Below are 21,510 nucleotides of genomic sequence, written 5' to 3'. Positions count from 1 at the left end.
AGACCCTGCCCGACCGCGCCCGGTGCTGGCCAGTCCGCGTCCACTGCATGGACGGAACGGGTCCGCTCAGGCGATGCCGAGGTCCCGGCGGAGCTTGGCGACGTGGCCGGTGGCCTTGACGTTGTAGGACGCCTTCTCGATCCGGCCGTCGGCGTCGACGATGAACGTCGACCGGATCACGCCGACGACCTCCTTGCCGTACAGCTTCTTGGGCCCGTAGGCGCCGTAGGCGGCGAGCACGGCCTTGTCCTGGTCGGAGACCAGGGTGATGTTCAGCGACTCCTTCTCGCGGAAGGTGTGCAGCCTGTCCGGCGGGTCGGGGGAGATGCCGATGATGTCCAGCCCGGCCTCGGCGAGGTCGCCGGCGGCGGCGGTGAAGTCGACGGCCTGGGTGGTGCAGCCGGGGGTCATCGCCGCGGGGTAGCAGTAGACGATGACGCGGCGGCCGCGGTAGTCGGTCAGCGACACGGTGCTCCCCTCGGCGTCGGGCAGCGAGAACTCCGGTGCCGGGTCCCCGGGGGCCAGGCGGACGGGCGCGACGTCGGTCTCGGTCATGGGCCGATCGTGCCGCACCGGGGCGATCAACCCCAATCCGGCCGCCCGCGCGGCCGCGGTCACCCGGGCAGGAAGGTGAACCGCACCTGCCGGCCGGGGTTGTCGACGTTGGTGTCGACGAAGCAGATGCGCTGCCACGTGCCCAGCGCCAGGCGTCCTTCGAGGACCGGCACCGTGGCGTGCGGCGGCACGAAGGCCGGGAGCACGTGGTCGCGGCCGTGGCCCGGCGAGCCGTGCCGGTGCCGCCACCGGTCGTCCCGGGGCAGCAGCTCGTCGAGCTGGGCCAGCAGGTCGTCGTCGCTGCCGGCGCCGGTCTCGATCACCGCGATCCCCGCGGTGGCGTGCGGCACGAAGACCTGCAGCAGGCCGTCGCCCTGGTCCCGGACGAACTCCGCGCACTCGTCGGTCAGGTCGACGACCGAGGCCACGCCCCCGGTCCGCACCGCTCGCAGCTCCGATCGCATGACCGCGACTGTGACATGCACGGCTCCGGCGGCGCAGCGCAGGAGGTGGGGTCCCGGGCATACTCCGCGCACCGTCGCTGGAGGGTGGCACGTCGTGTGGGTCAAGATCGCCGGCTTCAAGCCGCACACCGAGGACCGGTGGGTCAACTCCGACCTGATCAGTGAGATCCGGTGGAACGCGCGCGAGGGGCGTTTCGACCTGACCATGGCCGACCAGCAGGACGTGCAGGTGTACGAGGCCGGCGGGATCGCGGAGATCGACCGGCTGGTCGGCTCGGAGGCCCACGAGGCCAATCCGCTCTACGGGTAGGCCCGGCCCGGGCGGGCCCCATTACCCTCGGCGCACGTGACCCGCCCCGACGGCCGCGCGGCCGACCAGCTCCGCCCGGTGACCATCACCCGCAACTGGCTCGACCACGCCGAGGGCTCGGTGCTGGTGGAGTTCGGCCGCACCCGGGTGCTCTGCGCGGCGAGCGTCACCGAGGGCGTGCCCCGCTGGCGCAAGGGGTCGGGCCTGGGCTGGGTGACGGCGGAGTACTCGATGCTGCCGCGTGCCACCCACACCCGCAGCGACCGCGAGTCGGTGAAGGGCCGGATCGGCGGCCGCACCCACGAGATCAGCCGGCTGATCGGCCGCTCCCTGCGGGCCTCGATCGACCTGGGCGCGCTGGGGGAGAACAGCATCGCCATCGACTGCGACGTCCTGCAGGCCGACGGCGGCACCCGCACCGCGGCGATCACCGGTGCCTACGTGGCGCTGGCCGACGCGGTGTCCTGGCTCGACGCGCGCAAGAAGCTCGCCCGGACGACCGCCCTCGCCCAGTCGGTCGCCGCGGTCAGCGTGGGGGTCGTCGACGGTGAGCCGCGGCTGGACCTCGCCTACGAGGAGGACGTGCGCGCGGGCACCGACATGAACGTCGTGTGCACCGGGGACGGCGGCTTCGTCGAGGTGCAGGGGACGGCGGAGGGCGCGGTCTTCGACCGGCCGACGCTGGACGCGCTGCTGGACCTCGCGGTCGCCGGCTGCGCCGAGCTGACCGCCCTCCAGGGGCAGGCGCTGGCGGCATGAGCGCCCGCCTGCTGCTGGCCACCCGCAACGCCGGCAAGCTCGCCGAGCTCCAGCGGCTGCTGACCACCGCCGTCCCGGGGGTGGAGGTGATCGGGCTGCGCGACGTGCCCGAGTACCCGGAGGCGCCGGAGACCGGCGCGACGTTCGAGGACAACGCGCTGCTCAAGGCGCGTGAGGCGGTCCGGTACACCGGCCTGCCGGCGGTGGCCGACGACTCCGGCCTGACCGTCGACGCGCTCAACGGGATGCCCGGGGTGCTGTCGGCCCGGTGGTCGGGACGGCACGGGGACGACCCGGCCAACACCGCGCTGCTGCTCGGTCAGATCGCCGACGTGCCCGACGAGCGGCGGGGCGCGGCGTTCGTCTGCGCGGCGGCGCTGGTCACCCCGGACGGCGAGGAGCACGTGCTGCGGGCCGAATGGCGGGGTGCGGTGGTCCACGAGCCGCGGGGCACCAACGGCTTCGGCTACGACCCGGTCTTCCGGCCCGCCGGGCTCGAGGTCACCGCGGCCGAGCTGGAGCCCGCCGAGAAGGACGCCCGCAGCCACCGCGGCCAGGCCTTCACCGCCCTGCTCCCGGTCATCGGCCGGGTGCTGGGCGGTCGCTGACAGGTCAGCGGGCGCTGGTCCAGTCGATGAACCACAACGAGAAGGCGGCCATGCACGGGTGGAAGGCGAGCACCAGGAAGGCGGCCACCACGCGGTCGGTGCGCCAATAGCTCCGCAGCCGCACCCCGGGGGCCCAGCCGCGGGAGCGCGCGCCGGTCAGCGACCGCTGGGCCAGGGCCGCCTCCTCCGCCGAGGTCAGGGCGGTGGAGTGCGCGGCCTGCCACGCCTCCACCCGGGCCCAGCCGGGGGCCACCCCGCAGGCCAGGGCCAGCAGGGCGGCGCCGCCGAGGAGCGGCCGCAGGCTGGAGGAGTCGAGCACCACCAGCCCGGCGGCTGCCGCGCCGGCGGCGAAGCCGGCGACGGTGACCGCGCCGAGGCAGAACACCAGGCCGAACGCGACCATGAGCAGCAGGTGACCGGGCACCAGGACGTCGTGCCACGACCGGTCGGCGGAGATGAGGCCGACCGTCTGGACGACCAGGAGGGCCGCGCAGCCGGCCATGATGCCGCGCATCGGCACCCGCGGGAGGGTCGCCGGCGCGGTGGCCACCCGGGACCTCGCCTCGGCGTAGCCCGCGGCCTCGGCGGGCGGCGCGTCGGCCCGCATCGTGGCGAGCGGGTCGGCGGCGGTCACGCGTGCACCTCCGTGCGGACGGGGACACCGAGCTCGCCCAGGCCGGCGGGGGTGTCGTCGACCTGCACGTGGCTGGACAGCCCGTGCTGGGTCTTCTCCCAGTAGAAGGGGTTGACCAGCAGCTGCCAGAGCGCCTTGTAGGAGGCGATGGAGTGCAGCAGCCAGTACAGCGGCGACAGGAGCGCGAAGGGCACCAGCCCGTAGGTGCGCCGCTTGAAGCCGGCCAGCAGGGACAGGTAGATGATCACGCCGTTGCCGAGCAGCAGGTTCGCCAGGCTCACCTGGACCAGCCAGCCGGGCAGCGCGGACACCAGCACCCCGGGCCGGACCAGCTCCGCGATCATCATCGCGTAGAGCCAGGGGGTGGCCAGGAACATCAGCGGGGTGCCGCCGATCAGCAGCCCGAAGCCGGCTGCCTGGCGCGGCCCGACGGTGCGCACCAGCCGCCACGGGTGCCGGGTGTGCACCAGCACGGTCTGCATGTAGCCCTTGATCCACCGGCTGCGCTGCCGGATCCAGTTGCCGACGGCCATGTTGGCCTCCTCGTACGTCGTCGAGTTGACGACGGCGACGCGGTGGCCGCGGGCGGAGGCGCGGATGCCGAGGTCGGCGTCCTCGGTGACGTTGTAGGGGTCCCAGCCGCCGAGGTCGCGCAGCAGGTCGGTGCGGAAGTGGTTGCTCGTGCCGCCGAGGGGGATGGGCAGCCGGAGCTTGTCCAGCCCGGCGAGGGTGTAGTCGAACCAGGAGGAGTACTCCAGGGTGAACATGCGGGTGAGCAGGTTCTCCCTGGCGTTGAAGTAGTTCAGCGCCGCCTGCACGCACACCAGGTCGTCCCCGCCCTTGCGGAAGGCGACGATCGACTTCTTGAGCTGGTCGGGGTCGGGCCGGTCCTCGGCGTCGTAGATGACCACGTACTGACCGCGGGCGAAGGTCAGCCCGACGTTGCACGCCCGGGGCTTGGTCTTCGGCAACGAGTGCGGGACGACGACGATGCGCACGATGTCCGGCGGGGCGGCGGCGAGCGCGGCGGCCAGCGTCTCCGGGTCGTCCTCCTCCAGCAGGAGGAGGATCTCCAGCTTCTCCCGGGGGTAGTCGAGGTCGGCGAGGTTGCGCATGAGCAGGCCGACGATTCCGGCCTCGCGGTAGACCGGCACGAGGATCGTGTACACGGGCAGGTCGTGGTCGTCGAGGGCCGCGACCTCCTCGTCGGTGACCTGCTCGACGGTCTCCCACGCCGTGCCGACGGTGCTGATCACCGCCTTCGTGCCGACGGCGAGGGCGACGGCCAGGTTCACCGTGGCGGTCAGCACCACCAGCGTGGTGGGCAGGTCGAGGACGATGCCGGCGATCAGCGCGGCGAGCAGGAGCCCGGCGAGGACGACCTGCTTGCGCACGAACACGGTCGAGGCGGACTCGTCGGGTCGCCGCTCGGCCAGGGACTGGACCGCGTCGTGCACCAGCTCCTCGCGCCACACGGTGCGCAGCGCCCGCTGGACGTCCCAGTCGGTCGTGACGACCTGGCGGACCCGGCGGATCCCCGTGCGCTGCACGACCTGCTCGGCGATGTGCGCCGAGGGACGGCCGGCGGTGGCCACGACGACGCGGCGCTCGCCCGCTGCGTCGCGCTCCACCCGGAGCGGGACCCAGGTCTCCCGGGCCAGCAGCGCGGCAGGGAACAGGCGGGCCAGTTCCTCGTCGACCTCCACCGGGTCCACGAAGGCCAGGTCGGCGCCCCAGACCTGCGCTAGGGCGACGTAGAGCTGTCGTCGGGTGACCCAGCCACGAGCCAGCACGATGGCGCCCAGCGGTGCACCCACCCGCTGCTGGTGGTCCAGGGCCTCGGCCAGCTGCTGCTCGGTGAGGAGGCCGTGCTGCAGCAGGACGTCACCGAGCCGCTCGCGTGCAGCGTGTTGGCCGTGCGCGCGGCGAGGCGCAGGGGCCGGGGCCGGGTCGACCGGGACGAAGGCTGTCACCCCTGCTGGGTCGGCAACCACGCCCCGCGGCTGATGACATCCGGCGGACGTCCACCCGTTCGGGTGACGCCCCGCCCTGGATCAGCGGCGGCGGCGCCGGGTGCCGAACAGGCCGCGGGTGATCTCCCGGCCCAGGGCGGAGGCGGCCGAGCGGGTGAACGAGCGGAAGGCGGCGGATCCGAGCACCTGGCCGAGGAGGTCCTGGTCCTCCTCCCGGGTCCGGGAGCGGCGGCGGGCCGGCGTCCGCTCCGCCGGCACCTCGGCACTGTCCGGCTCGGCCGGGGCGGGGGCCAGGCGGGCGGCCAGACGCTCGTACGCGGACTCCCGGTCGACGGGCTGCCCGTACCGGGCGCGGAGTGGCGAGCCGGCGACGGCCGCCTCGAGGACGGCGGGATCGAGGGGCGCCATCAGTGATCGGGGCGCCCGCAGCAGGGTCCACGCGACGGGCGTCGGCGCGCCACGCTCCGACAACACGGTGACGGCTGCCTCGCCGGTGCCCAGCGAGGTGAGCAGCTCCTCGAGGTCGTAGTCCTTCGTCCGGGGGAAGGTGGACACCGTCCGACGCAACGCCTTGGCGTCCTCCGGGGTGAAGGTGCGCAGGGCGTGCTGGACCCGGTTGCCCAGCTGCCCGAGCACCGCGCTGGGGACGTCGGTCGGGTTCTGGGTCACGAAGAAGACCCCGACGCCCTTGGACCGGATCAGCCGGACCGTCTGGGTCACGGCCTCGAGGAAGGCCTTGCTCGCCCCCGAGAACAGCAGGTGCGCCTCGTCGAAGAAGAAGACCAGTCGCGGCCGGTCCAGGTCACCGACCTCCGGCAGCTCCTCGAACAGCTCGGCCAGCAGCCACATGAGGAACGTGGAGAACAGCGCCGGGCGGTCCTGCACGGCGCTGAGCTCCACCGCGGTGATGACGCCGCGGCCGTCGGGAGCGGTGCGCAGCAGGTCGGCCGGCTCCCAGGCCGGCTCGCCGAAGAACGAGTCCCCGCCGAGGTCCTCCAGGGCGATCAGCTCGCGGAGGATCACGCCGGCCGTGGCAGGCGCGAGCCCGCCCAGACCCTTGAGGTCGCCCTTGCCCTCGTCGCTGGTCAGCCAGGTGAGCACCGACCGCAGGTCCTTCAGGTCCAGCAGCGGCAGGCCGGCCTCGTCGGCGTAGTGGAACACCAGGCCCAGGGAGCTCTCCTGGGTGGCGTTGAGGTCGAGCACCTTCGACAGCAGCACGGGCCCGAAGTCGGTGACGGTCGCCCGCACGGGCACACCGGCACCCAGCCCGCCGAGCGCGAGGAACTCGACGGGGGAGGAGGTCGGCGCCCACGTGTCACCGGTCTGCGCGGCGCGGGCCGCCACCTTGTCCCCGGCGGGACCGGCCTGGGCCAGCCCGCTGAGGTCGCCCTTGACGTCGGCGACGACGACCGGGACGCCGGCCGCGGAGAGCTGCTCGGCCATCAGCTGCAGCGTCTTGGTCTTGCCGGTGCCCGTCGCCCCGGCGACCAGCCCGTGCCGGTTGAGCATCGCCAGCGGCACCCGGACCGGCGCGCCGGGGTGCGGCGTCCCGCCGTGCACGACGGCGCCCAGCTCCAGGGCGGGGCCGGTCGTGGCGTAGCCCGCGGCGATCCGGGCGGCGACCGCGTCGACCGGCGTGGACGGCGGGGACTCGGCGGCGGTCACGGCGCTGACCGTAACGGCGGGTGCGCCTCCCGGCAGGTCCGGCGCCGGCGGGGCGTGAGCTGCCGGCCGTCCGGGCACAGGCAGCGGGTGCGGGTTCTCGTGGACGAGGTCAGGACGTTGCGCTTCGACGACGGGTCGCCGGTGACCGCGGCCTCGGCGATCGCGCCGCTCGCCGACGGCTGGCTGATCGTCCAGGACGACGCCACGTCCGTCGCCTGGTGCCGCGGCGGCAGCGTCGCGCCGTTCCGGGTGCTGCCACCCGTGGAGGGGCACGACCGGTTCTCCGAGGAGGAGGGCACCAAGCGCCTGAAGCCGGACCTGGAGGTGGCGTGCCCGGCCGAGGTGGACGGCGCCCCGGCCGTCCTGCTGCTCGGCTCGGGCTCGTCCGCGCGGCGGATGCGGGGCGTGCTCGTGCGGCTCGACGCCGGGCGGCCGGTCGCGTCCGCCGGGGACCTCGCCCCGCTCTACCAGCGCGTCGCCGATCGCCTCGGCCTGCCGCTGGACCGGCTCAACCTGGAGGGCGCCTGCCGGCACGGCGGCACGGTGCGCTGGTTCAGCCGCGGCAACCTGGCCGCCGGGGTCCGGTCCGGCAGCGTCGACGTCCCCCTGGCCGAACTGGTGGCCGCCGTCCTCGGCCGCTGCGATCCGGCGTCGGTGCCGGTCGCGGAGCCGCGGGCCTACGACCTCGGGGCGGTGGACGGCGTGGGCCTCGCGGTGACCGACGCGGTCGCGCTGCCCGACGGGCGGACCCTGCTCAGCGCCGCGGCGGAGGACACCCCGAACGCCATCGACGACGGGCCCGTGGTGGCCACCGCGCTGGTCCTGCTCGACGGCGCGACCGTGCTGGAGGTCGCGCCGGTCCCCGAGGTGGGCGGCCGGGTGCACAAGATCGAGGGGCTCGCCCTGCGCGGGGTCCGCGATGACCGGGTGGAGCTGGCGGCCGTGGTGGACGCCGACGATCACCGGCTGCCGTCGGCGGAGCTGCGGCTGCGCGTCGACCTGACCGGAGCCCTCAGCTCCTCCGGTTGATGACCGCGAACGCGGCCGCCCCCACCACGACCTGGGCCAGCAGCAGCAACGCGAGCGCCATCTCCACCGCGGCGCCGAGCCCGATGGCGATGGCCGCGATCCCGGTCAGTGGCAGGGCGAGCAGCCCGAGCACCGCCAGCGCGCGGGTGAGCACGGCTTCGTCCCGCTCGTCACCCGTCTGGGTCCACGCCCGCTCGAAGGTCGTGGCGCCTCCCGGCCGCCTGCGCACGCGCCACGCCATGGCGGCGACGGCGACCATCGCGCCCGCCGCACCCTGCAGGAACCCCACGCCCATGTTCCCCGGCGCGTACTCGCGCAGCAGCAGCCCGGTGGCGATCACCAGCGCCAGCGCGACGAGGACGGCGGCCAGCACGAGAGGCGTCGGGTTGGCGGTGCGGCGGTCAGTCGACATGGAACATCTCCTCGACGGTGCGGTGGAAGTGGCGGGCGATGGCGATGGCGAGCGGCAGTGAGGGGTCGTAGCGGCCGGTCTCGATCGAGTTGACCGTCTGCCGGGAGACGTCGAGCGCCTCGGCCAGCTCGCGCTGGGACAGCCCAGCGGCCAGCCGCAGCTCGCGGACGTCGTTCCTCATGGACACCTCGTTGTCAAGTTCCCTTGTCATGGACAAGGATGCTTGACACCTGCCGGCAGTGTCAAGGCAGCTTGTCTTCCGGAGGGTGTGAGGTGGCCGGGTGCGGGAGGCGGGAGTCGAACCCGCACGCCCGAAGGCACCAGATCCTAAGTCTGGCGTGGCTGCCGTTACACCACTCCCGCGTGGCCCGCAGTGTAGGAGCCGGCCCGCCGGCTCGAGCCCGGCGCGCGGGCGAGCGGGGTGCCGATCGCCCCCGGCGGGGCGGTGGTGCATCCTGCTCCGCCTCCCCCGGACGGAGGCGGTCGCGGGAGGTGACCAGGCCCCGTCGCTCAAGATCTGGCAGGCTGTCGCCCGTGCCGCGCAGCCCCGAGCAGATCCAGCAGGAGATCGACGCCGCCCGCGAGTCGCTCGCGGCCACCTTGGACGAGCTGGCGTTCCGCACCAGCCCCAAGCGGCTGAGCGAGCAGGGCAAGGCGAAGGTCCAGGAGTTCCTGCAGAGCCCGCCCGGCAAGGCGCTGGTCGCCGCCGTCGGCTCGCTGGTCGCCTTCCTGGTCGTCCGCCGGATCGTCCAGGCCGTCCGCGACTGACCCGCCCGGCGCCGTGCACCACCCCCGTCCCGACCCGGTGGGGCCCGGGCAGGAGTCGGTCTGGAGCTATCCCCGCCCGCCGTCCGCCGAGGTGACACCCCGGCGGATCGAGGTCGTCCTCGGCGGCCGGGTCGTCGCCCGCACCGACCGGGCGGTGCGGGTGTGCGAGACCAGTCACCCGCCGGTCTACTACGTGCCCCGCGACGACGTCCTGCCCGGCGTGCTGGAGCCGGCGGCCGGGTCGTCGTGGTGCGAGTTCAAGGGGACGGCGACGTACTGGGACGCCGTCCTCGACGGCGTCCGCCACGCGGCGGTGGCCTGGAGCTACGAGGCGCCGACCGCCGGCTACGAGCACCTGCGCGGCGCGGTGGCCTTCTACCCCGGCCGGGTCGAGGCCGCCACCGTCGACGGCGAGCGCGTGCGGCCGCAGGTCGGCGACTTCTACGGCGGCTGGATCACCGACGAGGTGGTCGGCCCCTTCAAGGGGGAGCCCGGGTCCCGCTGGTGGTGAGGTTACCCCCTAGGGGTATCATCGTCGGCATGACGGGCTACGCCGGCAACAGGGACCAGCTCCTGGCGCGCCTCAAGCGCGTGGAGGGGCAGGTCCGCGGCATCGCACGGATGGTCGAGGACGACACGTACTGCATCGACGTCCTCACCCAGGTCTCGGCGGCCACCAAGGCGCTGCAGGCCGTCGCCCTCGGCCTGCTCGACGACCACCTGGGGCACTGCGTCCGGGAGGCCGTCGCGGCCGGCGCCGAGGACGACGGCGCCGCAGCCGACGCCAAGATCGCCGAGGCCTCCGCCGCCATCGCCCGGCTCGTCCGTTCCTGAACCCACCCCAGCGAGGAAGAGGCCACCGTGCAGACCCTGGACTTCACCGTCTCCGGCATGACCTGCCAGCACTGCGTCGCCTCTGTCACCGAGGAGGTCGGCGAGGTCCCCGGCGTCACCGAGGTCGAGGTCGACCTGACCAACGGCCGGCTGCGCGTGGTCGGCGACGGCCTGACCGCCGAGCAGGTGCAGGCCGCCGTCGCCGAGGCCGGCGACTACACGGCCCGGCCTGCGTGACCGCCGGGCCGCAGGCCCGGCCCACCGGTCAGGCAGCGGGACGGCGGGCGGTGACCAGCGGCAGGACGACGTCGGCGACGACCTCGTCGGCGAACTCCAGGGACACCGGCTCGCCGTCGAACAGCCAGCGCTGCAGGATCGGCGCGCTGGCGGTGGCGGCCACCGCGGTGCCGGTCATGGGTGCCGCGAGCTCGCCGCGCTGCACGGCGCGGTCCCAGACCTGGCCGAACGCGGCCCCCCACAAGGCCAGCGGACCCTCGTGGAACGCGGTCCGCAGCGCTGGCTCGTGCGGCAGCGCCGACAGCAGCGCGCGGATGGCGCCGCCGATCGGCCCGTTCACGGTGTCCACCAGCCAGCGCAGCAGCTCGCGGAGGTCCCCCTCGAGCGAGCCGGTGTCCGGCACCTCGACCGGGGTGTGGCTGAGCTGGGCGACGGCGTCGGCCACCAGGTCGGACTTGGTGCGCCAGCGGCGGTAGATCGTCGCCTTGCCGACGCCGGCCGCCGCGGCGACCGCGTCCATCGTCAGGCCGCTGTAGCCGGAGCGGGCGAGGACCTCGAGGATCGCCGCCCGGATCGCCCCGTCGCGGGAGGGGTCGCGCGGGCGACCGCCGCGACCAGGCCGGTCGTCACCGGTTGGACTGACGTCAGACACGCCCGGGACAGTACCCGTGTTGATCTTCGGGCGGGTGTGATCTACGACGGGCGATGCGGAACGGGACGGTCCCTCCCGCGCGCCTGCGTGGTCGAGGGCTCACAGTCCGTCATCCTGCTGCCGTGACCGGGCCCGCCGAACCTCTCCGCCCCTCCTGGGAGACCCCTCACCGCGCCCGGCGGCTGCTGCTGGCGAGCACGCTGGACCACATCCTGCCCAGCATCTCGCGCGTCGCCGGGGCGATGGGCCTGACCATCGGCACCGCGCCCGGGCTGCTCGACGTCGTCGACCACCAGGGCGGCCGGCGCATCGACCGGCTGCTGGAGCGGCTGGCCCGGGAGCTCACCACCGCCGAGACCGAGTGCGTGCGGATCACCGCCGACCCGCCGGGCGACGGCGTCGCCCTGGCCACGCGGCTGCTCACCGCCCCCACCCTCGCCGTCGAGCTGGCCCGCCGCGGGATCACCGTGGAGATGGGACTGCTCACCGGTGCCGAGCTGTGGCCGGTGTACCAGCCGATCATGTCGCTGCAGAGCGGCGGGATCGTCGGGCACGAGGCCCTGCTCCGCGGCCGGGTCGACGGGCGCGAGGTCGGCGGCGGCGACCTGTTCTTCCTGGCCGAGCGCGCGGGCTGGCTGCGCCGCCTGGACCGGCTGGCCCGGGAGGCGGCGATCCGGCACGCCGCCCCGTGGCTGGGCGGGGCCGACCTGTACGTGAACTCCGACCCGGCGGCGGTGCACCGGCCCTCGGTCTGCCTGGCGAGCACCGAGCGCGCCGTGCACGAGGCCGGCATCGCGCCGCAGCAGCTGGTGTTCGAGGTGGTCGCCTCCCACGCGGTCACCGACCGGGAGCACCTCATGTCGGTGCTCGACCACCACCGCTCGCTCGGCTGGCGGGTCGCGCTGGACGACGTCGGGGTGGGCTGGTCCAGCCTGGCGCTGGTCACGGTGGCCCGGCCCGACGTCGTGAAGCTCAGCAAGACGCTGGTCGCCCGGCTGGAGGAGCCCGGCCCGCAGGCCGTCGCCCGGGCGCTGTGCGAGCTGACCCACCTGCACGGCGGGCGGGTCGTGGCCGAGGGCGTGGAGTCCGAGCGGCTGGCCGACCTCGCCCGTCAGGTCGGCGCCGACCTGGGGCAGGGCTGGCTGTTCGGCCGTCCGGTGCGCCCCGAAGCGCTGGCCGAGCCGGAGCTCGTCCTCGCCTGAGGAAGGACCCCGCTGCCCCCGCCACTCGCAAGCTCGCGGCGGGACCCTGCAGCGGGGGCCGTCAGGGCGAGGGGGTCCTCTCAGGGGCAGCCGATGTTCCAGCCGGTCAGCGCGGGTCGCTCGTGCTCGTGCCCGAGGGTGCCGTAGCGCCCGGTCGCCAGCGGGAACAGCCGGCCCGCCGCAGGGTCGAGCCCCAGCCAGCGGGCGGTGAGGATCCGCAGCAGGTGCCCGTGCGCCACGAACGCCACGTCGCCGTCGTCCAGCATCGGGCGGGCCTTCTCCAGCACCCGGTCGACCCGGGCGCCGACCTCCTCCAGCGACTCGCCGGGGGTGTCGCCGGGCACGGTGCCGTCGGTCCACAGCGACCAGCGGCGGCCCATCTCCGCGCTGATCTCCTTCGTCGTCCGCCCCTCGTAGGCGCCGTAGTCGACCTCGACCAGGTCGGGCTCGATCACGGTGTCGACGTCCCCGTCGAGGAGGCCGGCCAGCTCCGCGGTGCGCCGGGCGCGCTGCCGCGGGCTGACGAAGGCGTGCGCGATCTGCCGCTGCGCGAGCACCGGCGCCAGCCGGCGGCCGTCGTCCTCGCCCTCGGGCAGCAGCGGGAGGTCGGTCACCCCGGTGTGCTGCCCGCTCTTGCTCCACTCGGTCGCCCCGTGCCGGATCACCACGAACTCACCCACGCTGGACCTCCTCCACGGGAGCCGGATCCACCTCCGGCACCCCGGACGAGGTGCGACCACCGGCGGAGGGTGCCCCGGCGGCGGCCATCACGGCCACCGCGCCCAGGATGACCAGCAGCGGGGCGGTCCAACCATCGGTCGCCTCGTGCACCGCCCCGACGACGAGCGGTCCGAGGGCGGCCACCACGTACCCGCCGCCCTGCACCATCGCCGAGAGCCGCCGGTTCTCCGTCAGGTCCCTCGAGCGGCGCACGATCGCGATGAACACGACGGTGATGCCGCCACCCTGGGCCAGACCCGCCAGGCAGCACCACAGCGGCCACAGCGACGGCGCGACGATCAGCCCGATCGGGAGCGTGGCCCAGAGCGCGGTGACCGTCAGCAGCACCAGGGACGGCGACCTCCACCAGGCCACCAGCGCGGGGACGGCGAACGCGCCGGCCACCGCGAGCAGCTGGAACAGCGAGGAGCTGGCGCCCGCGGCGGAGCGGGACAGCCCCTGCTCGTCGGCCAGCAGGGTCGGCAGCCATGCCGTGGCGCCGTAGTAGGTGAACGCCTGCCCGGCGAAGGCGAGGGTCAGGCCCCAGGCGACCGGTCGGCGCCAGACCGACGGCCCGGTGGCCGGGGGCAGGGGAGGGGGCGGCGCGTCCCCGGCCGCCGCCGCGGCAGCCGTGCGGGCGACGTGCCGGCGCAGCCCGGCGGTCCACACCCCGGCCGCGGCCACGACCAGCAGTCCCCAGGAGGCGAGCGCGGCGCGCCAGCCCAGCAGGTCGGCCAGCGGCGCGGTGAGCGCGGAGGTCAGCGTGGACCCGAGGTTCAGCGCAGCGGTGTACGCGGCGGTGACGACGTTGGTCGCACCGGGGAAGTCCCGCCCGATGACCACCGGGACGACGACGTTGCCCACGGTGATCCCCAGCCCGATGACCACCGTGCCGGCGATCGCAGCCTCGGGGCCGTCCAGGGAGCGCAGCAGGGTGCCGGCCAGCACGCCGGCGAGGGACACGACGACCGCCCGGTGGACGCCGGTGCGGGCGATGAGCAGCGACGCCAGCGGCGCGGCGAGACCGAAGCAGAGCACCGGGATGCTGGTGAGCAGGCCGATCGTGCCGCCGCTGACGCCGAGGTCGCGCTGCAGGTCGTCGACCACCGGGGAGACCGCGACCAGCGGCCCGCGCAGGTTCAGGGCGACCAGCACCACCCCGGCCAGCAGCAGGACCGGCAGCGCCACCGCGCCTCCCCGTCGTCCTCGTTGCACCGGTCCACCTTCCTCCGGCCTGCCGCCGGTCGCCGCCCCGGGGTGCGGACTGTGCCGACCGTCACAGCAGGGCGGACCGGGAAAAGGTGTTCCATGCAACCGCTTGTGCACCACGGGACGGGGCGCGTCGAGCGCCCACCACCAGACACGTGCAGGAGACCCGGATGACCACCAGCACCGCGACCACCCCGCTGACCTTCGACCTCGGCGGTGACCTGACCGTCCACCGCCTCGGCTACGGCGCCATGCAGCTGCCCGGCCTTGGGGTGTGGGGCGAGCCGGCCGACCGCGCCGCCGCGGTCCGGGTGGTGCGGGCCGCCGTCGAGGAGGGCGTGGACTTCATCGACACCGCAGACTCCTACGGTCCGGCCGTCAGCGAGCAGATCATCGGCGAGGCGCTGCACCCGTACCCGGAGCAGCTGGTCATCGGCACCAAGGCCGGCCTGACCCGGCAGGGCCCCGGCATCTGGACGCCGGTCGGCCGCCCGGCCTACCTCAAGCAGCAGGTCGAGCTGTCGCTGCGGTACCTGCAGCAGGAGCGGATCGACCTCATCCAGCTGCACCGGATCGATCCAGAGGTGCCGCTGGCCGACCAGCTGGGCGCCTTCGTGGAGCTGAAGGCCGAGGGCAAGGTGCGGCACATCGGCGTCTCCGAGGTGTCGATCGACGAGCTGAAGGCGGCCCGCGAGGTCACCGAGATCGTCAGCGTGCAGAACCTGTACAACCTGACCAACCGCCAGAGCCAGGACGTGCTGGACTACGCGACCGCCGAGGGCATCGCCTTCATCCCGTGGTTCCCGATCGCCACCGGTGACCTGGCCAAGCCCGACAGCCCGGTCGCGGCCATCGCCGCGGAGCTCGACGCGACGCCGTCCCAGGTGGCACTGGCCTGGCTGCTGCAGAAGTCGCCGGTCGTGCTGCCGATCCCCGGCACCAAGTCGGTCGAGCACCTGACCGAGAACCTGGCCGCCGCCCAGCTGACCCTCTCCGACGAGGACATGGCGCAGCTCGACGCCCTCGCCTGCTGAAGGACCCCGCTGCCCCCACCGCTCGCACGCTCGCGGCGGGCCCCTGCAGCGGGGCCGAGTCGTCGTCGGATCCCTGCCCGAAGGGTTCCGGCGCGCTTCAGGCGGGGGTGTGCTCCGGACCGGTGCCCGGGTGCAGCAGCGGGCCCTGGCCACCCTGCCCGCGGCCCAGCGCCGCGACGAACTCCCGCAGCAGGTCGTCGCCCTTGTGCGCGGGCCGCCAGTCCAGCGCGGTCCGCGCCCGGGTGGCGTCCAGCGGCGGGATGCCCAGCCCCATGTCCAGCCAGCCGGCCTCGATCTGCAGCACGTGGGCGAGGAACGCCGCCTGCATCCCGGTGCGCAGCACGAACGCCGGCACCGGGACCCGCCGGGACCCCAGCGTGCGGGCCAGCTCGTCGGCGTCCAGCACCGGGGAGGCCGACAGGTTGAACGGACCCGCGGCCCGGCGGTCGAGGATCCGGGCGATGGCGTCGGCGACGTCCTCGGCGTGGACGAAGGAGATCCGCAGCGACCCGGGCAGCGGGAGCGGCAGCAGCCGCGCGACCTCACCGGGCAGCAGCCGGGCGAGCGGGAACAGGTACGGGCCCAGGAAGTAGCGGCCGATCTCGCTGGCCGCCTCGGGCTGGAGCACGAGCGTCGGCCGGGTGACCGCGACGACCGTGTCCGGGTAGGTGGCGGCGAACTCCAGCAGGGCCTGCTCGCAGGCCGACTTCTGACGGCTGTACGTGGACGACGGGATGCCGGTGATGGGCCAGTCCTCCTGGATCGGCCGCTCCTGCGGGCCGGCGGCGTACGCGCCGAGCGAGGACATGTGCACCACGTGCTGCACCCCAGCCGCACCGGCCGCGGCCAGCACCCGCTCGGTGCCCTGGACGTTCACCCGCTGCAACAGGTCGGGCTGCCGGTCGGGCAGCAGCGCCCAGGCCAGGTGCACCACCGCGTCGACGCCGTCCAGGAACTCGGCCAGCACCTGCTCGCTGTCCGGTTCGCTGAGGTCGGTGAGGTACCAGCGCACCCCGTCGTAGGGCTCGGTCTCGGGTGGCTGCCGCCGGGCGAGGCCGCGCACCTCGGCCGCTCCGCCCTTGGCGAGGGCGCGCAGCAGCGCCGTCCCCACGTTGCCGCTGGCGCCGGTGACCGCGACCTTGAGGCCCGAAAGGTGTCCGCTGGAGAGCTGAGCCATGCCCGGCGGCTACCCGTCCGGCCAGGCGCCCACCCCTCACCCGTCGATCTGCACCGCGGCGAGCGTCACGCCGCGGTGCGCGGCCAGCCGTTCGGCCTGCTCCTCCACCGCCGGGCGGTCGACCGCCCGCCACGGACCGACCGCGACGGTGAGCTTCTTCCCGCTCTTCCGGGGCCGCCAGGTGCCGGCCACCGCGCCGTCGACCAGGACGGCGCCGGGCCGCCCGAGCACCGGCCACAGCGTCTTGGCCGACGCCCGGTCCTCGACCAGCAGCGACCGGTCGCGCAACTGCAGGTAGGGGTCGAAGGGGCCGAGCAGTCGGACCGTGGTGGCCGGACCGGCGGTGAGCCGGTCGGCGTCGGCGGCCAGCACCCAGCGCCTGTCGCCGTCGACCGTCACCTCCACCACGTCGGACGGCCAGCGGTCGGTGACGTCGCGCACCGGCGCGTCCAGGTAGGCGGCGACGAGCTTCGGGGTGGCCGGGCCGAACAGGTGCAGGTAACCGCGGACGACGTCCAGCTGCTCGGGGACCTGCTCGGCCGGGCTGAAGTCGGGGATCGGTTCGAGCACCGGGGGAGAGGTGTCCGGCTGCAGCTGCAGGCCGGCGCGCAGTGCCGCGATGCGGAACGCCTGCTCGTGCGCGTGGACGGCGTCGCACGGACGGCAGTACCGCAGGTACGGCTCGGGCAGCAGCTCCACCAGCCGGCCGGAGAGGTCGCCCTTGACCGTCGGCGTGCGGACGACGGTGCGCATGGCGCCGGCGACGGTGTCCAGCGCCGTGATGATCGGGATGTCGGCGGCCTGCAACGGCTTGGCGGCGTCGTAGATGCGCTTGGCGGCGTCGGCCTCGGAGAACGGCGCGGTGGCGGCGGCGACCCCGGGCAGGTCGGCCCGCCGGTACAGGTGCGGAGCCCCCCGGACGGTCCACGTCAGGGCCAGGTCGGGGGAGTCGGCCGGCACCTCGAGGCCGCGGACGGCGAGCGCCCAGCGGGCGCCGTCCGGCCCGGTGTCCTGGACGCCGAGGTCGAGGACGGCGGTGTCGGCGAGCGTGCCCTCCGTGCGGTCGAGCTGCTGGGCCCGCACGCGGAAGCCGAGCACGTCCGCCCTGGTCACCGTCGTCATGCTGGGCACCGTAGGGCCGGCCACCGACGGTCCGGAAGATCGACGATCAAGGCGCTGCTCACACGGGTGACCGAGAGTGATGCCGAGCAAGCTGCGGGCCGGCCCGTTGGGCGCACCCGGTCACCCATCGGCGGACGGCCCCGTTCGCACGCCCTCGCGCGCGTCACTCGGGTTCGTTGCGACGCGACGGTTGTGCGACGTGAACAGGGTGGTCGTGAGGACGAAGGAGACGGCGGCCAGCCCGTGGAGGTAGCCCAGTTCAACGTCACGACCGCCCAGCCCGCGCGCGGCGGCGAAGGCCACGGGAATGCCCGCGAACCCCACACCTGCCCGCTCGCCTGAACGCGGCTACTGAGACACCTGCCCTCGAACCGGGCCTGCTCATGAGCGTGTTCGGATGAGCACCCTGCCGGCGGCCCGGCGTTCGTCCAGCTCGCGGATCGCCCCGGCGGCGTCCTCCAGAGGGAAGACCGGGCCGATCGGCGGGTCGATGGCGCCGGACTCGATCAGCGGCACCAGTTCGCGCCACTGCCGGCCGGGGTGGTCGGGTTCGTCGGACCAGAACTCGGCCGAGGCCACGCCCAGCACGGACGTGTTGGTCAGCAGCAGCCGGTTGACCTTGACGGTGGGGATCTCACCGCCGGTGAAGCCGAGGACGAGCAACCGGCCCTCCCGGGCCAGCGAGCGCAGGGAGTCGGTGAACCGGTCACCGCCGACCGGGTCGACGATGACGTGCACCCCGACGCCCCCGGTCAGCCGGCGGACCTCGTCGCGGAAGCCGTCGACCGGCACGACGTCGTGCGCTCCGGCTGCCCTGGCGACCTCCCCCTTCTCCGGCGTGGACACGACTGCGATCACCCGCGCGCCGCAGGCCGCAGCCAGCTGGCAGGCGGCAGTGCCGAGGCCTCCGGCGGCACCGTGCACCAGCACGGTCTCGTCCCTCCTCAGCTGCGCGCGCCGGGTCAGCGCGAAGTGCGCCGTCAGGTAGTTCAGCGGCAGTGCCGCAGCCTTGTCCAACGGCAGGCCGTCGGGCAGCGGGAACACCATGTGGCCGTCGACCGCGACGCTCTCGGCGAGGCCGCCGGTGATGGGCATGGCCGCGACCCGGTCACCGGCGCGAAAGCCACCGGCGTCCGCCCGCACCACCCCGGACACCTCCCACCCGGGGGTGAACGGCAGGTCGGGACGCCGCTGGTACAGCCCCCGGGTCTGCAGCACGTCCGGGAAGGCGACACCGGCGTACTCGACGTCGATGAGCACCTGGTGTGACTCGGGCACGGGCTCCGGCCGCTCCTGGACCTCTACGGCGTCCGGCCCGGTGAGCGCGGTGATCACTGCGGCACGCATGACTCACGCTAGAGCGACCACATGGTGGCCCACCAGGTCGACGCTTCCCGCCTGGGGCCGGCCGCACCCCGCACGCCCACCCCCGACTTCATCGGCTGCTCAGGCATCCCGAAGTGGGCCGCTCTGAGACATCCGGCGGCGAGGGTGCCGACGGGACCCGTGCCGTTGTTGGATCGGGCGCTGAGACGCGGTGCGACGTTCCCGCGGGAACGTCGTCGAGGCACTCGCTCGCGACCCGCGACGAGGCTCGGTCCGGGTCCTCGTCGGCATGGCCTGACCGATGGATCGTCCACGCCGGGCCGGTCTGTACGCCGAACGCCGACTCACGGGAGGCTGACGCCATGCGGAAACTGACCTTCGGCATGAACGTGAGCCTGGACGGCTACATCGCCGCGCCCGGCGACGATCTCAGCTGGAGCGTGCCGAGCGACGAGTTGTTCCAGTGGTGGTCCGACCGGGTGGGGACGACCGGCCTGGCGCTGTACGGGCGCCGACTCTGGGAGACGATGAGCTCCCACTGGCCGACCGCCGACCAGCAGCCCGGCGTCACACCGGCGGAGATCGAGTACGCCCGCCGCTGGCAGGACATGCCGAAGGTGGTGTTCTCCTCCACGCTCAGCACGGTCGACTGGAACACCACCCTGGTCACCGGCGACGCGGTCACCGAGATCACCCGGCTCAAGGCCGAGGACGGCGGCCCCATCGACATCGGCGGCGCCACACTCGCCGCAGCGGCGATGCGGGCCGGGCTGATAGACGAGTACGTGCTGGCCACCGCACCGGTCCTGGTGGGCAGCGGCACGCCGTTCTTCACGGCCCTGGACAACTGGGTGGACCTGACCCTGGTGGAGACCCGGACGTTCCCCGACGGCGTGGTCCTGACCAGGTACGAGACCAGGCACTGAGTGCCCGACGTCGGATCGGCGCGAGCGTCGAGCCGCGCGGGGACCAAGGGGGGCTCCACGGACGCCGGGCTCACGCGGCCGTCTCCCACCGCACCCGTTCCGGGAGCGGCACCGGCAGCGGGTCGTCGGCGATCGAGTACACCTCCAGGCCGGAGAGCCGGCCGTCATCGACGAACAGGAGGAGGCCACCGATCGGCTCGCCGTCCGCATCGACCACCGTGCCCACGACCGGCACCGGGCTGCCTGCCGTTGAGCGCGGCACGGTGTCGGGAACACGCAGGTCGAGGGTTCCGCACCCGCACGTGCAGCCGGGAGACGCGCTCACCAGGCGAGCCTGCGCCCGGAGTCCGTCGACGCCCTCGAACTCATGGCGGAGGAGCGCATCGAGGAGCGCCACCTCACTGCTCGTCAGTGGTCGGCCTCCGGCTCCGCCCCGCTGGAGGTCTCCGGTCACGTCCTGAGTGTCGGCTACACCGCCGTCGACCAGCGTCAGGATCCGACCGGCTGCGGGTGTACTCCTGGGCCGATCGAGGAGTGCGGACGCCGGTACCGGTCGGACGCTCCCGCGGGAACGTCGCCAGCCCGAACCCGGGTCGTCAGGTCACCGGCCGCTCGAAGGTGACCAGCACGCCCTCCACGCCGCCCGGCCCCATGCGTCCCTTCACCTCGACCGAGGTGATCGCCTTGAGCTGCCAGCCCTCCCGAGCCTGCTGGTTGAGCACCTTCTCGAGCTTGTCGCCGGACATCTTGCCGCCGATCATCCCCTCGCGGATCTCCTCGACCTTGTACTCGTAACGCCCGGCCATCGAGTGCTCCCCTCGCCGCGTGCCGAGGGCCCAGCCTGCCGGGCCGGACCGCCGGTGTCGACGGCCGACGTCCGGGGAACTCCGGCGTCAGGTGTCCTGCGCTCCGACGGCGGCGGGCTGGCCCGCCGTGGTGGGCGGCGCGGGCGGATCGACGGCCGGCCGCCGCGCCGAGAGCGTGGAGCCGACGCTCGCGAGCACCACGACCCCCACCGCCACGGCCTCCGGCCCCCCCAGCGGCTGGGCCAGCAGAGCCCAGCCGGCCAGCGCCGCGACGGCCGGCTCGAGGCTCAGCAGCACGCCGAACACGCGTGGGGGCAGCCGCCGCAGCGCGGCCAGCTCCAAGGTGTAGGGCACCACCGAGGCGAGCAGCCCGGTGACGGCGGCCAGCAGCAGCAGGTCGGGCCGGTCGACCACCGTCGTCGCCCCCACGGCACCGACGGGCACGAGGGCGAGGGCGCCCACCCCCAGGGCGACCGCGAGCCCACCCTGCCCGGGAACGGCCGCGCCCACCCGGGCGCTGGTCAGGATGTAGCCGGCCCAGAACACCCCGGCCAGCAGCGCGAAGGCGACCCCGACCCGGTCCAGCCCGGGCCCGCCGCCGCCGTCGGCGGCCAGCCCGAGCAGGACGACGCCCGTCGCGGCCAGCAGCACCCACCCCAGGTCCCGCACCCGCCGGGAGAGGACGGCGGCGAGCACCAGCGGGCCGAGGAACTCGATGGTCACGGCCGTGCCCAGCGGGATGCGCGCGATGGCGGCGTAGAAGGAGCCGTTCATCCCGGCCAGGCACAGGCCGAACGCTCCGACCGCCAGCCACTGCGGCCGGGTCCACAGGTGGACGTGCGGCCGGGTGACGGCCAGCAGCACCAGCGCGGCCACCAGCAGCCGCAGCAGCGTGACGCCCGCGCTGCCCATCGCCGGGAACAGCTGCGCAGCACCCGCGGCACCCACCTGGAGCGAGACGCATGACCCCAGCACCATCAGCACGGCCGGGCCGCTGCGGGGGTCAGGGGTCACGGGCGCGAGGAGGGGGAGGCAAGCGCGGGCACGGTGACAGCCTGCGTGCCGGCAAACTCCGCCGTCCAGCGAAT

The 21,510-nt window shown here is 74.3% G+C and carries 28 protein-coding genes and 1 tRNA gene; 11 read left to right on the top strand and 18 right to left on the bottom strand.

Annotation, left to right across the window (positions count from 1 at the left end; translation table 11 throughout):
* Positions 1-66: 66 nt before the first annotated feature.
* Together bcp and HL189_RS11220 are read right to left on the bottom strand one after the other, a co-directional pair.
* Positions 67-555, bottom strand: a complete 489-nt coding sequence (gene bcp, locus HL189_RS11225) for a thioredoxin-dependent thiol peroxidase (protein WP_369133772.1) — start codon at positions 553-555, stop codon at positions 67-69.
* A gap of 59 nt (positions 556-614) precedes the next feature.
* Positions 615-1,019: a YjbQ family protein gene (locus HL189_RS11220; RefSeq protein ID WP_369133771.1), complete on the bottom strand. Its 405-nt coding sequence runs from the start codon at positions 1,017-1,019 to the stop codon at positions 615-617.
* 94 nt (positions 1,020-1,113) lie between these two features.
* Here HL189_RS11220 and HL189_RS11215 point away from each other — a divergent pair, with 94 nt between their 5' ends.
* Genes HL189_RS11215 through rdgB form a run of 3 tightly spaced genes read left to right on the top strand, consistent with a single transcriptional unit; the run spans position 1,114 to position 2,696 of the window.
* Positions 1,114-1,329 carry a hypothetical protein gene (locus HL189_RS11215; protein ID WP_369133770.1) on the top strand — a complete coding sequence of 72 codons (216 nt, stop codon included), beginning with the start codon at positions 1,114-1,116 and terminating at the stop codon, positions 1,327-1,329.
* Between the two features lie 36 nt (positions 1,330-1,365).
* Positions 1,366-2,088, top strand: coding sequence for a ribonuclease PH (gene rph, locus HL189_RS11210; protein ID WP_369133769.1), 723 nt, complete (start codon positions 1,366-1,368; stop codon positions 2,086-2,088).
* Positions 2,085-2,696 carry an RdgB/HAM1 family non-canonical purine NTP pyrophosphatase gene (gene rdgB, locus HL189_RS11205; protein ID WP_369133768.1) on the top strand — a complete coding sequence of 204 codons (612 nt, stop codon included), beginning with the start codon at positions 2,085-2,087 and terminating at the stop codon, positions 2,694-2,696. Before rph ends, rdgB begins: the two co-directional genes overlap by 4 nt.
* Before the next feature lie 4 nt (positions 2,697-2,700).
* Here rdgB and HL189_RS11200 read toward each other — a convergent pair whose 3' ends face one another.
* From HL189_RS11200 to HL189_RS11190, 3 genes are all read right to left on the bottom strand, one after another.
* Positions 2,701-3,330 carry a hypothetical protein gene (locus tag HL189_RS11200; protein ID WP_369133767.1) on the bottom strand — a complete coding sequence of 210 codons (630 nt, stop codon included), beginning with the start codon at positions 3,328-3,330 and terminating at the stop codon, positions 2,701-2,703.
* Positions 3,327-5,303 carry a glycosyltransferase gene (locus HL189_RS11195; RefSeq protein ID WP_369133766.1) on the bottom strand — a complete coding sequence of 659 codons (1,977 nt, stop codon included), beginning with the start codon at positions 5,301-5,303 and terminating at the stop codon, positions 3,327-3,329. The genes HL189_RS11200 and HL189_RS11195 overlap by 4 nt, the downstream gene beginning before the upstream one ends.
* 81 nt (positions 5,304-5,384) lie before the next feature.
* Positions 5,385-6,968: a helicase HerA-like domain-containing protein gene (locus HL189_RS11190; protein WP_369133765.1), complete on the bottom strand. Its 1,584-nt coding sequence runs from the start codon at positions 6,966-6,968 to the stop codon at positions 5,385-5,387.
* Between the two features lie 87 nt (positions 6,969-7,055).
* Here HL189_RS11190 and HL189_RS11185 point away from each other — a divergent pair, with 87 nt between their 5' ends.
* Positions 7,056-7,997 carry a hypothetical protein gene (locus tag HL189_RS11185; RefSeq protein WP_369133764.1) on the top strand — a complete coding sequence of 314 codons (942 nt, stop codon included), beginning with the start codon at positions 7,056-7,058 and terminating at the stop codon, positions 7,995-7,997.
* Here HL189_RS11185 and HL189_RS11180 read toward each other — a convergent pair.
* From HL189_RS11180 to HL189_RS11170, 3 genes are all read right to left on the bottom strand, one after another.
* Complete coding sequence (locus HL189_RS11180; protein ID WP_369133763.1) at positions 7,981-8,409, bottom strand: hypothetical protein; 429 nt, start codon at positions 8,407-8,409, stop codon at positions 7,981-7,983. The two genes, HL189_RS11185 and HL189_RS11180, sit on opposite strands and share 17 nt — an antisense overlap.
* Positions 8,399-8,590, bottom strand: coding sequence for a helix-turn-helix transcriptional regulator (locus HL189_RS11175; protein WP_369133762.1), 192 nt, complete (start codon positions 8,588-8,590; stop codon positions 8,399-8,401). Before HL189_RS11175 ends, HL189_RS11180 begins: the two co-directional genes overlap by 11 nt.
* A 101-nt stretch (positions 8,591-8,691) precedes the next feature.
* Positions 8,692-8,772: transfer RNA gene (locus HL189_RS11170), tRNA-Leu, on the bottom strand.
* A 171-nt stretch (positions 8,773-8,943) separates the two neighbouring features.
* Here HL189_RS11170 and HL189_RS11165 point away from each other — a divergent pair.
* Genes HL189_RS11165 through HL189_RS11150 form a run of 4 tightly spaced genes read left to right on the top strand, consistent with a single transcriptional unit; the run spans position 8,944 to position 10,248 of the window.
* A complete protein-coding gene (locus HL189_RS11165; RefSeq protein ID WP_369133761.1) occupies positions 8,944-9,177 on the top strand; it encodes a DUF3618 domain-containing protein in 234 nt (77 codons plus the stop codon).
* 13 nt (positions 9,178-9,190) lie between these two features.
* Positions 9,191-9,688, top strand: coding sequence for a DUF427 domain-containing protein (locus tag HL189_RS11160; protein ID WP_369133760.1), 498 nt, complete (start codon positions 9,191-9,193; stop codon positions 9,686-9,688).
* 29 nt (positions 9,689-9,717) lie between these two features.
* Positions 9,718-10,011, top strand: coding sequence for a metal-sensitive transcriptional regulator (locus HL189_RS11155; RefSeq protein WP_369133759.1), 294 nt, complete (start codon positions 9,718-9,720; stop codon positions 10,009-10,011).
* 27 nt (positions 10,012-10,038) lie between these two features.
* Complete coding sequence (locus HL189_RS11150) at positions 10,039-10,248, top strand: heavy-metal-associated domain-containing protein (RefSeq protein ID WP_369133758.1); 210 nt, start codon at positions 10,039-10,041, stop codon at positions 10,246-10,248.
* 28 nt (positions 10,249-10,276) lie between these two features.
* Here HL189_RS11150 and HL189_RS11145 read toward each other — a convergent pair whose 3' ends face one another.
* Positions 10,277-10,900, bottom strand: a complete 624-nt coding sequence (locus tag HL189_RS11145) for a TetR-like C-terminal domain-containing protein (protein WP_369133757.1) — start codon at positions 10,898-10,900, stop codon at positions 10,277-10,279.
* A 122-nt stretch (positions 10,901-11,022) separates the two neighbouring features.
* Here HL189_RS11145 and HL189_RS11140 point away from each other — a divergent pair, with 122 nt between their 5' ends.
* Positions 11,023-12,102, top strand: coding sequence for an EAL domain-containing protein (locus HL189_RS11140; protein WP_369133756.1), 1,080 nt, complete (start codon positions 11,023-11,025; stop codon positions 12,100-12,102).
* An 80-nt stretch (positions 12,103-12,182) separates the two neighbouring features.
* Here HL189_RS11140 and HL189_RS11135 read toward each other — a convergent pair whose 3' ends face one another.
* Together HL189_RS11135 and HL189_RS11130 are read right to left on the bottom strand one after the other, a co-directional pair.
* A complete protein-coding gene (locus HL189_RS11135; RefSeq protein WP_369133755.1) occupies positions 12,183-12,782 on the bottom strand; it encodes a histidine phosphatase family protein in 600 nt (199 codons plus the stop codon).
* Entirely contained in the window at positions 12,775-14,010 is a 1,236-nt protein-coding gene (locus tag HL189_RS11130) for a CynX/NimT family MFS transporter (protein ID WP_369133754.1), read from the bottom strand. The genes HL189_RS11135 and HL189_RS11130 overlap by 8 nt, the downstream gene beginning before the upstream one ends.
* A 191-nt stretch (positions 14,011-14,201) precedes the next feature.
* On the opposite strand from HL189_RS11130, the gene HL189_RS11125 reads away from it, so the two are divergent.
* On the top strand, positions 14,202-15,065 hold the full coding sequence (locus HL189_RS11125; protein ID WP_369133753.1) for an aldo/keto reductase: 864 nt from the start codon (positions 14,202-14,204) through the stop codon (positions 15,063-15,065).
* A gap of 97 nt (positions 15,066-15,162) precedes the next feature.
* Here the strand turns inward: HL189_RS11125 and HL189_RS11120 are convergent, their stop codons facing one another.
* The 4 genes from HL189_RS11120 to HL189_RS11105 form a co-directional block, all read right to left on the bottom strand.
* Positions 15,163-16,242: an NAD-dependent epimerase/dehydratase family protein gene (locus tag HL189_RS11120; protein WP_369133752.1), complete on the bottom strand. Its 1,080-nt coding sequence runs from the start codon at positions 16,240-16,242 to the stop codon at positions 15,163-15,165.
* 36 nt (positions 16,243-16,278) lie between these two features.
* Entirely contained in the window at positions 16,279-17,364 is a 1,086-nt protein-coding gene (locus HL189_RS11115) for a winged helix DNA-binding domain-containing protein (protein WP_369133751.1), read from the bottom strand.
* Between the two features lie 120 nt (positions 17,365-17,484).
* Complete coding sequence (locus HL189_RS11110; RefSeq protein ID WP_369133750.1) at positions 17,485-17,667, bottom strand: hypothetical protein; 183 nt, start codon at positions 17,665-17,667, stop codon at positions 17,485-17,487.
* A 78-nt stretch (positions 17,668-17,745) separates the two neighbouring features.
* Complete coding sequence (locus HL189_RS11105) at positions 17,746-18,711, bottom strand: NADPH:quinone oxidoreductase family protein (RefSeq protein ID WP_369133749.1); 966 nt, start codon at positions 18,709-18,711, stop codon at positions 17,746-17,748.
* A 341-nt stretch (positions 18,712-19,052) separates the two neighbouring features.
* Between HL189_RS11105 and HL189_RS11100 the strand changes: the two genes are divergently transcribed.
* The gene (locus tag HL189_RS11100) at positions 19,053-19,616 is read left to right on the top strand and encodes a dihydrofolate reductase family protein (protein WP_369133748.1); all 564 of its coding nucleotides are present in this window, start codon (positions 19,053-19,055) and stop codon (positions 19,614-19,616) included.
* 70 nt (positions 19,617-19,686) lie between these two features.
* Here the strand turns inward: HL189_RS11100 and HL189_RS11095 are convergent, their stop codons facing one another.
* The 3 genes from HL189_RS11095 to HL189_RS11085 form a co-directional block, all read right to left on the bottom strand.
* Positions 19,687-19,842, bottom strand: a complete 156-nt coding sequence (locus tag HL189_RS11095) for a hypothetical protein (protein ID WP_369133747.1) — start codon at positions 19,840-19,842, stop codon at positions 19,687-19,689.
* A gap of 370 nt (positions 19,843-20,212) precedes the next feature.
* Complete coding sequence (locus HL189_RS11090; protein ID WP_369133746.1) at positions 20,213-20,422, bottom strand: DUF4177 domain-containing protein; 210 nt, start codon at positions 20,420-20,422, stop codon at positions 20,213-20,215.
* 87 nt (positions 20,423-20,509) lie between these two features.
* Positions 20,510-21,436, bottom strand: a complete 927-nt coding sequence (locus tag HL189_RS11085; RefSeq protein ID WP_369133745.1) for a DMT family transporter — start codon at positions 21,434-21,436, stop codon at positions 20,510-20,512.
* Between the last annotated feature and the right edge of the window lie 74 nt (positions 21,437-21,510).

Source organism: Modestobacter sp. I12A-02662 (genome assembly GCF_041028325.1).
Taxonomy (GTDB): domain Bacteria; phylum Actinomycetota; class Actinomycetes; order Mycobacteriales; family Geodermatophilaceae; genus Modestobacter.
The sequence above is the reverse complement of the archived record's forward strand: the minus strand, read 5'-3'. Positions and strand labels throughout refer to the sequence as shown.